Consider the following 9788-nt stretch of genomic DNA (forward strand, 5'->3'; position numbering starts at 1 on the left):
ACTCCAAGTCATGTTAGTTGTGTTAACCATAGTAGTTTTATCTTTAGCATTGTTGTCGTAGAAGGTATATTGTTTCATACCTTGTTGTGAAGCTTGAACTAAAGCTCTCTTGTCAGCGTTAGAAATACGGTTGTTGTTTACGTTTAAAATTCTTCTTGCAGTGTAACCAGCTGGAAGAGTAATTCTGGTTTGTTCAGTAGTTGCAGCGTGAACAGTTTCAGTTTTAACAGAATTATTTACTTGGTTAACAGTAGCAACTCCACCAACAGTTAATAAAGCAGCAATAGAAATTTTAGATAACAATTTAACGTTCTTCATAGATATTCTTCTCAACTTTCTAAAAAATTAGTAACATGTTTTTCTCAATTTCTCTCAACAACGTTATAATAGCAGACTTTGAGTGCATGTCTAGGTGCGTATAGGTTTAAATAACAGTTTGTTATAAATAACAATTACAACCGTTATTTTTGCAATAGCTAAAAGTACTCATTTAGTAATAGTTGTTATTTTAAAAAGAGAGTTTAAAATAATTTGAAAAAATTTTTTAAAAAGTTGAAAATATATAATTTTGGAATGGAATATCATGTGTTATAAAATAAAACGCTGATTTTATAGGCTTTTAAAAGCAAATAAACCAACAAAAAAACGCATCATAATTGATGCGTTTTTTTATAAACTCTATTTGCTTTAACTTATTTATTGGATAGTTAAAGCGTTGTTACCACCACGGTAAGCAAATTCACGACTTAAAGAAGAATAGCTTACCCAAGCGATAGGACCAAGATCGTAGCCATTGTAAACACCTTCACGTTGGCCTCCGCCACCTTTGTAGAAGTGTTTGTATTGGTAAAGCGGATCATGAACTAAGAAAGTGTTATTGGCAGGATTATAACCAAAAATTACTTTACAGTGGTTTCTAGCTTTGTTACCACCACCATCATATGATGACCAACCATAATAAAGAACTGGATGACCAGCTTCAATTAACTTGGCGATAGTATTTAAATTAGCACCAGAAATATCCTTAATACGGCTGTCACCTAAAGAATGTGCATAATTTGCTAAAGCTTTAGAAGTAATTACACTCTTAAATCCGGCCCCAGTATATGGATTACCAATTTGACCACCATTATAATTTTGAGGTAGGTGATCTTGCATGTATTTTAATTTTTGAGCTTCGGTAGTTCCAGGAACATTCTTCCAGTTGCCATCATATTTCATAAGCATAGACAAAGCTGAGGAAGCACAACCCCATGGAGCAAAAACAGGATTGTATTGACTAGTATAGAATTCTTGAGAACTAGCATTGCTCTTTAAAACAGCATATTTACCAGTTGAAGTACCTTCAACAACGTAGCTACTATCTACCCATTGGTTGCCACCTAAGTTATAGAAAGTCTTGTTGTTAAAGTTTTTCTTACCAAAAGCATTCCAAGCAGAACCATTTGGTAAAGTTTTGCCTGCTAACTTGAGACCATTACCATTTTGTGCCCAAACGGCAATACCGTAGTGAGGAGTATAAGCCACCACTACAAAAGAATTTTTAGCTAATGGTGTCATATCACTACTATTAGAAGTAGTAGGAGTAGATGGGGCGTTTACATTAACAATATATTTACTGTACACCCATTGATTGCCACCTAAGTTATAAAGGCGGTTATTATTAACATCTGTATAACCAAAGACTTTCCAAGTTGAACCAGCAGCTAAACGACGTGGAGCAATCCAACTGACTGATTTATCTTCATTAAGCTTCCAGAGATTGACACCATAACCAGGAACATAATTAATTTTTCCAGTAAATTCTTGTTTGACTGCAGGTGCAGAAGTATTTACTTGTTCACTTCGATTAACATTATTATCAACTGAGTTGGCAATTTGCGTGTTATTGGTTGCTTGTACTGGTTGATTATTGTTAGTGTTATTTGAATTTACTGAAGTAGTATTTTGACTTTGAGCTTCAGATGTATTTACAACAGAAGTCTGAGCTGTTGAACCATTAATAGTATCAGCATGTGCAGTACCTGCGTTTACGCCAAGTACACCAGCCGCAAATAAAGCTGACAATAACATTGCAGATCTTGTCTTCATTCTTTCTTTTCCTCCAAATATAATATTTCCAAAAGCAACTATAACATAAGTTGATATAAAATGAAGCTACTTTTTTAAAATAGTTATTTAATTGAATCTTAGTAAAAAGATATAAAAAAGGAAACTTTTTACTAGTATACAAATCTTAATTTAAATCGGGTATAATCGAAAAGTAATATTTTATAGATAGAGGAGTTTTAAAATGAAAAAATGTCCAAATTGTGGTGCAGAAGTTGAAGTGGATGCTAAATTCTGTACAAATTGTGGTGCGCAATTACAAGCGCCTGAAGTACAAACTCAGCCTCAACAAAGAGTGCAAACAGTTCCTGCTCAACCAAATGGATTCTCACTTTACTGGGAGTGGTTAGTAAATTCATGGAAACGTCCAACCGCTAAATTGAAAACTGAAAAATGGTATGGAATTGTAAATATTCTTGTAGTAGTTTTGTTAACTACATTAACTATTTGGAGATTATTAGCTGGCTTTCTTTCTAAGACCGTAAGTACCAGTATGAGTAGCTTTGGTTCCTTTGGTTCAGACGTACAAAATGAAGCACAAAATTATGCTAATAACGCTATGGGTGGAAGTATTTCAAGTCTTTCCATAAGTGCATTTTTCGCTATTTTAGTAGTAGCAGTTTGTTTTATTGGTTTCGGTATTTTAGGACGCAAGTTTATCTATGGTGGTCAAGTTGATGTTTTATCTTACATCAATGAAGTGGCTCAATATAGTAATTACAATATGATAATTAGTCTTTTAATGTTCTTACTAGCCTTGATTTCTGTAGATAGTGCAACTATTATTGGAATTTTATTTGTAATTTTATATTACGTTTTCATGGCAGCCGTTTTAGTCCCAGTGATTAATAATGGTGAAGGAAAGAATGATAAAATCTGGGGCACATTAATTACTTTCCTTGGACTAATTATTGGTTGTTTTATTGCCTACTTTATTGCAAAATCTGCTATTACGTCAGTTATTAGTCAATTAAGTACTGCATTTAAACTTTAAACTTTTAAATAATTTCAAAACAAAAAACGATAGGTTTACCTATCGTTTTTTGCTTACATTTTTTCTAAACGTTTAATTCGATCTGCGGTGGGCGGATGTGTGTCAAATAAATGTGACCAGCCTTGATTATGAAAGGGATTCTCAATATACATCCCTGCACTCGAACGATCAGCCGCCTTCATAGGTTGGGAATTAGAGATTTTTTCTAAGGCAGAAATTAAGCCGTGAGGATTACGAGTTAGTTCTACTGAACTAGCATCAGCTAGGTATTCTCGATTACGTGAAAGTGCCATTTGAGCTAGGGAAGCGGCTAGTGGTCCTAAAATAAAAACAAAAATTATTGCAATTATTTTAAAGATTATTTCGATAGGACTGTTGTCCTTGTCATCATCACGGTCGCCATCGTCAGTTCCAAACCACCAGACATAACGGGCCGCAAAACTAGAAATAAAAGAAATAACTCCAACTAAAACTACGCCAAAAGTTGAAACTAAAATATCATAATTGCGAATATGAGAAAGTTCATGTCCTAGAACGCCTTCAAGCTCTTCACGATTCAAACGTTTGCGTAGACCCGTAGTTACAGCCACGGCGCTATGCTGAGGATCACGACCGGTAGCGAAAGCGTTTGGACTAGGATCATCAATTAAATAGACTTTTGGCATAGGGACTTGAGCAACCATTGCCATATCTTCAACGATATGCCAAAGTTCTGGATCATCTACTTCATGTATTTCATGACCATGGTTCATACTCATTACCAAATTAGCAGGATTATGCAAGACAATAGCTAAATATACTAGACTTCCTAGTACAGCCCAAATAATTCCAACTAAGGCATTATTTGCAAAAATATATCCTGCCCCAGCACCAACTAAAGCTAAAATGATAATGAAAGCAACTAATAAAAATAGTGTCTTACGCTTATTGCGTGCAATTTGTTGATATAACATTAGAACTTAACTTGAGGAACTTCTTTTTCAGTAGCTGGGGTTTCAAGGTAAGCAATTTTTTGAAAGCCATGAATAGACGCCACAATATTAGATGGAAAAGTAACTAGTTTTTGATCATAAAAGGCAACGGTTGAGTTATAAAGTTGACGAGAATAGGCAATCTTATTTTCAGTATTAGTTAATTCTTCTTGAAGGGCTAAAAAGTTTTGATTGGCCTTTAAATCAGGATATGCCTCAGCTAGGGCAAAAACTGATTTAAGTGAATTGGCTAATTCATCAGAAACCTTCATTGTTTCGGCATGATCATTGGCTGGTACTTGATTTAATTGGTTGCGTAATTGGGTAACTTTTTCAAAGGTACCACTTTCATGTTTAGCATAACCTTTAACAGTTTCTACTAAATTAGGGATTAAATCGTTACGACGTTTTAATTGAACATCAATTTGACTCCAAGCTTCTTGAGCATGAATTTTGGCTTTTTGTAGCCCATTATAAATAGCAATGTAAAGTCCAATTAATAAAATAATGATAATAATGATAATTCCGAGTAAAAGCATGATGTCCTCCACCTTAGTTGTTAATAATTGAATTTAGTCTATTTTATCTAATTTTGATATACAAAAAAAGACATACCTAGTATGTCTTTAAAATAAATTAACTATTAATAAACAAAATCAAGTATTAACCAGCCAAAAATCGTCAGAACCAATAAGCCAAAGAATTGTAGAGCTGAGAAAATCCAGAAAAATCTGCTTTTAGAGACTGTGCCATTTTCTGCAAAAGATTTGAAAACGAGCATGTTGGCCATTGAGCCTACGATTGAACCAAAACCACCAATATTAGAACCTAAGAAAAGTGATTCTGCAAAACTAGTAAATTTACCAATTAAAATTGTTGAAGGTACATTAGAAATAAATTGACTAGAGATAATCGAAGTTAGGTAAACAGAATGTTTAGAAAACATTGTATGTTGCACAATAGCAACAATTAAAGGTACCTGTTGAATATCGCTAATAAAGATAAAGAAACAAGTAAATGTTAAAAGTAAAGCATAATCTAAATACAATAAAATTCGCGGATTGATAAAAATTGCTAAAATAATTGCTACAATTGCCGGAACATAAGCAGGCACAATATTAAAGACCCCAAAAAAGAAAAAGACAGAAACTAAAATAGTTAAAATAGTGGGGCGCCAGCTAATGTGGATATTTTCTAAGGGCACTGATGGTATGGGGGTGTTTTTTACACCAAAAAGTAGACCAGTAAGTAAAATTAAACTAGCAATTAAAAGGGGTAATGACCAACCAAAAAACTTTCCAGGAGTAACGGAATAAGTATTAACAATAAAAATATTATGAGGATTACCCCATGGCGTAAAAGCTGCACCAATATTTGCTCCCATTCCAATTAGAGTAACAGGAAGAATTTCGGGTAAATGATGCTTATGGGCAATCGTCAAATATAAGGGTATTAAAGTTAAAACAGTAATATCATTAGTTAAAAACATAGCAGATATTACAGATAGATAAGTAAATATAGCTGTTAATCTTCTCGTGGTTCTTGCGCTAGTAGTTAATTTATACGCTAGCACATCAAGAACATGTAAATAAGAAAAGATTTGAATAATTGTCAGCATGGCGAGGACTGAATATAAGGTATGAAAATTAATATCTTGTATTCGTGGTCGCGCAAAAAAAAGACTGACAACTGTCAGTACGGCCGTTACCTGAAGGATACGGTCCCTTGCGATATTCTTGATGACGGTCATTGAGTTCCCCTCTTAATAACTAAATCAACAACTTCTATTTTGAACTCTTTTTCCTTAGTTCGCAACAGTTCGCAGCTCTTTTTTATTATACAAATTTTAAATTACAGTATTTATAGGCAAAAAATTAATCTTTTTGATTAATTATTGCTATACTTTAGTTAGTAAAAGATAGAGTTTTGAGGAGGGATTTCATGCTCGATAAAAATAATGTTCAACTTAAAATTAAGGAACCAGCTCAAAAATTAATTAAGTCAAAAATTAAACCAAATTCAATTGTTCTTTTGGCATTGAATGATGGTTCAAATGCTTATTCTAAACTTGGTGGTACTTGTACTATTGGTGCTAACTTCCAATTGGTAGTGTTAACTGAAAAAGATCCCCATTATGATGTTAAAATCAAAAATAATATGGGCTTAGACCTTTATACTTCAAATGATGAACTTCAATTTCTTGAAAATGGCTTAGTATTAAATGCTAGGGATGCAGTTATGTCACTTTCAAGTGATGAAGGAATAATTGATGGTGCAGTGACAATTAATACCGATAGTAGCCAAAAATTAACTAAGTCAGAAATGAAAAACTTAGGTGGAAAAATCTGTTAAATTCAAAGTCTTCTTGCTATTTAAGTCTTTTTCATGATAAGATAATAAAAGATTTTCGAAAATTTAAATTGAGAGGAAGTATAGATCTATGCGTAAAGGTGAAAACTATAACACTGGTGTTACTCCTAACTTAAGACCTAAGAACAAGAAGAACTCCAAGGCACGCGTTAAGAGAGCTGCTGAAGTTGTTGCTTTCTTAAACAAAGCTGCTGCAGACGAAAATAAGTAATTAAATTTACACCTAAGAGAGAATGTAATAAACATTCTCTCTTTTTTATTTATCTTATATATTGCATTGGTTTAATACTTTTGATAATATAGAAAAAATTTTAATGGATTTGAATTAGAGTAAAGAAAAGGAGTAAGCAAATGGGTTTAAATGCATATATTCAAGGTTTTAATAGTTTAGAGTCAATTGACCGTGCACCGGGTTATTTTAAGTACCAACACCACTCTGTTGCGGATCACTCATTTCGCACTGCTGAGCTTGCTCAAATGATGGGTGATATTGAAGAAGTGATTGGTGGAAAAGAAGTTAATTGGAAAGCACTTTATGAAAAGAGCTTAAATCATGATTATACTGAACGTTTTATTGGTGACATTAAGACGCCAGTTAAGTATGCAACACCCGAACTTCGTAAAATGATTGGCGAAGTTGAAGAAACAATGACTGATAAATTTATTAAAGATGAAATTCCAAAAGAATTTCAAGAAATTTATCGTAAGCGTTTATCTGAAGCTAAAGATGATACCTTAGAAGGCAAGATCTTATCAGTATGTGACAAATTAGATTTACTTTATGAAGCTTATGGTGAAATCGAATTAGGTAATCCTAATCCTGTCTTTATGCAAATGTTTAGAGAAAGCTTGGAAACTATCAAGGCTTTCGATGATTTAGTTTGTGTGCAATATTTTATTAAAAAGATTTTACCGGACTTGTTTGAAGGTGATTTTGCAGCAAAAGATAAGATGCAAAGAATTGCCTTTAGTATTTTATTAATGGGAGATCAAGACTAAGTGAAGTTACAGTGCGCCTCGTGCGGCTTAAGAATTAATAGTTTACATTTTAAGCAAGAAGGCTTAATCAATCCAAAGTTAACGAGTATTTGTGATATCTGTCTAACACGTGGGCTAAATCCTGATGAATATGAAAATAAAGTAATTCAAGAGCTGGCCCTCATTATGTTATATAGTTTTGCTGGCAGGAAAACAGAAAGTAATAAACTAAAAAATGAAAAATTTTTAGTGCCTACAAAACAGCGCAAGGCTTACGAAGCATTTATTCAAGATTATGATGGTAATGAAGTAGCGCAACAACAAATAAAACGTGAAATTTTTAATCAAGCAATTATTAAGAGCGAAGATAAGATAATTGATTATGTCCCAAGAAATGATGTGGATTTTGCTGTTAACATGCAAAAGTTAAACTTAGAAATCAACTTTTCTTTAAACGAACTAGATTATATTGATCGTGAACAAATTAGACGCAAATATAATTATCGCTGTCAATATTGTGGACGTAAAGGTACTAGTGTTGATCACAAAGACCCGGTTTCATTGTCACAAAATAATGATTCAGATAATTTGATTTTATCTTGCAGTGAATGTAATCGCATAAAATCAAATATGCCCTATAATTTATTTATCGAGTTAAATAGTCGTCTAAAGACGGTAAATAAACGTTTAGTTCAATATGAAAATACACTAGCCAATTTAAAAGAAGAATTTGCTCAAGCAAAACGAGACCTGGCTGGTCAAGTGCACTTACGTGGCGTAGTTAATGATCCTGAATTAAATGCGATGCGTAAACAAAATAAAAAATTACATGATGCAATTGATAGTTTACAAAGTGATTATGATACTTTGCGTAATACAAGAAAAACATATTTTGAGTCTGGTTGGAAATTAGCTCAAGAAAATCAAACAACAGATATTATTTGAAAGAGGTTAAAACTAACCTCTTTTTTTCTACGCTAATCCCTAGAAAATTAGCTTTTTTAGGTATAATAGTGGAGAGAGAAAATTTAATTAAGGAGTTATAAAATTGAATCAACGATGGATAGGTTTACTGGGCTTAGTAGCTTTTGTATTGCCATTAAGTGCATGTAGTAAGCCGACTTCGCATGCCGAGCAATCAGCTCGTACATCAATCAATGACATCTCCAATTATGAAAATACAGTATCTGACATTGTAGCCAAAATAAAAAAGCATCCAATCGAAAATGGATACTTAACGCTAAATATTGAGTTAGCAGCGGGCAATGACAAAATGATGAAGAGTAGTCTAAAAGGTGCTTTTCGTAATCAACCATTTATTATGGAGATGGAAACAACAAGTAGTGCAGGTGAAGTGAAGGGAAGCAGTAAGGAATGGACTGATGACAAAAATATTTATTTAGCCCCTAGTGGTAAACAATGGTATAAGGCGAAAAAAGAAAGTAAGATCATTGATATTAATGCTTTAAAGACAGATTTAGCTTCTAATACTAATAAGTTTGTTAATCCTTCAGCAAAAATTCAACGTCAAATGAAGTTAATAAATACAAAAGATAAGTATATTTTATCCTTAGTAACTACTTTGCAGGAAAAAGAAGCTTTTCGTGACTTTGCTCGTTCCACTTTAGGGATGACAGGACAAAATTCTGAAGGATTAGGCATGAATAAAGAAATTTTAAAAGATGCACGTCTTCAAAATTTAACCATGAAAGAAACGATTAATAAGAGTAATTATCGAGTGGAAAAATTGGATGTTACTTTTGAAATGACTTATAAAGGTATAAAGATTAGAGAAAAAGAAACAATTAATAAAATTGGTAAGTATCGAAATTTAGAAGTTCCAAGTAAGATAAAGAACGCCACGCCGCTTTCAGATGATGTAGTTAATAGAATGAATAGTATAGAATAAATAGAAATTAAAAAAGGACCTCTTTTTATGATATGAACCCCGAAATTCGGACAAGAATTTCGGGGTTTTATTATGTCTAAATTAACAAAGCGAGATAAAATTAATATTTATAATTATTGGAAAAATTATGGAAAATCTTCTACATGGTTAAGTAAAAAATATGGAGTTAATTCAACTAATATCCGTTATCTGCTTAAATTAATAGATCATTATGGACTTAACATTTTAAATCGTTCACATACTACTTATCCTATTTATTTTAAAGAAGCTGCCATTAAAAGAGTACTTATCAATAAAGAGCTAGCTGACCATGTTTCTCTAGATCTAGCTTTACCTAATAGTGGTCTAATCCATAATTAGATTCGCAAATACAAAGAAGATGGGTATAATGTCATTAATCACAAGAAAGGCAGACCATCTCATGAAAAGCAAAGACCAACAAATCAAAGAACTTCAA

The 9788-nt window shown here is 32.7% G+C and carries 11 protein-coding genes and 1 pseudogene; 7 read left to right on the forward strand and 5 right to left on the reverse strand.

The annotated features are described in order from the left end of the window. Both LrDSM24759_RS07115 and LrDSM24759_RS07120 read right to left on the reverse strand, forming a co-directional pair. A pseudogene (locus LrDSM24759_RS07115) lies at positions 1-318 on the reverse strand (hypothetical protein); the annotation flags it as partial. Positions 319-696: 378 nt separating this feature from the next. Then, on the reverse strand, positions 697-2091 hold the full coding sequence (locus LrDSM24759_RS07120; protein ID WP_117118801.1) for a C39 family peptidase: 1395 nt from the start codon (positions 2089-2091) through the stop codon (positions 697-699). Positions 2092-2293: 202 nt separating this feature from the next. Here LrDSM24759_RS07120 and LrDSM24759_RS07125 point away from each other — a divergent pair, with 202 nt between their 5' ends. Further along, complete coding sequence (locus tag LrDSM24759_RS07125; RefSeq protein ID WP_117118802.1) at positions 2294-3103, forward strand: zinc ribbon domain-containing protein; 810 nt, start codon at positions 2294-2296, stop codon at positions 3101-3103. 53 nt (positions 3104-3156) lie between these two features. Here LrDSM24759_RS07125 and htpX read toward each other — a convergent pair whose 3' ends face one another. The 3 genes from htpX to LrDSM24759_RS07140 all read right to left on the reverse strand — a co-directional run bounded on the left by htpX (position 3157) and on the right by LrDSM24759_RS07140 (position 5824). Further along, positions 3157-4056 (reverse strand): zinc metalloprotease HtpX, encoded by a 900-nt coding sequence (htpX, locus tag LrDSM24759_RS07130; RefSeq protein ID WP_117118803.1) that lies wholly within the window; start codon positions 4054-4056, stop codon positions 3157-3159. Further along, a complete protein-coding gene (locus LrDSM24759_RS07135) occupies positions 4056-4613 on the reverse strand; it encodes a LemA family protein (RefSeq protein ID WP_117118804.1) in 558 nt (185 codons plus the stop codon). Before LrDSM24759_RS07135 ends, htpX begins: the two co-directional genes overlap by 1 nt. A 104-nt stretch (positions 4614-4717) precedes the next feature. Further along, on the reverse strand, positions 4718-5824 hold the full coding sequence (locus LrDSM24759_RS07140; RefSeq protein ID WP_117118805.1) for an SLC13 family permease: 1107 nt from the start codon (positions 5822-5824) through the stop codon (positions 4718-4720). 191 nt (positions 5825-6015) lie between these two features. Between LrDSM24759_RS07140 and LrDSM24759_RS07145 the strand changes: the two genes are divergently transcribed. The 6 genes from LrDSM24759_RS07145 to LrDSM24759_RS07170 all read left to right on the forward strand — a co-directional run bounded on the left by LrDSM24759_RS07145 (position 6016) and on the right by LrDSM24759_RS07170 (position 9691). Beyond that, on the forward strand, positions 6016-6426 hold the full coding sequence (locus LrDSM24759_RS07145) for an iron-sulfur cluster biosynthesis family protein (protein ID WP_117118806.1): 411 nt from the start codon (positions 6016-6018) through the stop codon (positions 6424-6426). Between the two features lie 88 nt (positions 6427-6514). Next, positions 6515-6655, forward strand: coding sequence for a hypothetical protein (locus LrDSM24759_RS07150; RefSeq protein WP_117118807.1), 141 nt, complete (start codon positions 6515-6517; stop codon positions 6653-6655). 140 nt (positions 6656-6795) lie between these two features. Beyond that, on the forward strand, positions 6796-7443 hold the full coding sequence (locus LrDSM24759_RS07155) for a YfbR-like 5'-deoxynucleotidase (protein ID WP_117118808.1): 648 nt from the start codon (positions 6796-6798) through the stop codon (positions 7441-7443). Further along, the gene (locus tag LrDSM24759_RS07160) at positions 7444-8367 is read left to right on the forward strand and encodes an HNH endonuclease (RefSeq protein ID WP_117118809.1); all 924 of its coding nucleotides are present in this window, start codon (positions 7444-7446) and stop codon (positions 8365-8367) included. A gap of 103 nt (positions 8368-8470) precedes the next feature. Next, on the forward strand, positions 8471-9331 hold the full coding sequence (locus LrDSM24759_RS07165; protein ID WP_117118810.1) for a DUF6612 family protein: 861 nt from the start codon (positions 8471-8473) through the stop codon (positions 9329-9331). 72 nt (positions 9332-9403) lie between these two features. Continuing rightward, positions 9404-9691 carry a transposase gene (locus tag LrDSM24759_RS07170; RefSeq protein ID WP_117118811.1) on the forward strand — a complete coding sequence of 96 codons (288 nt, stop codon included), beginning with the start codon at positions 9404-9406 and terminating at the stop codon, positions 9689-9691. Positions 9692-9788: the final 97 nt, after the last annotated feature.

This window comes from Lactobacillus rodentium (assembly GCF_003423665.1).
GTDB lineage: Bacteria > Bacillota > Bacilli > Lactobacillales > Lactobacillaceae > Lactobacillus > Lactobacillus rodentium.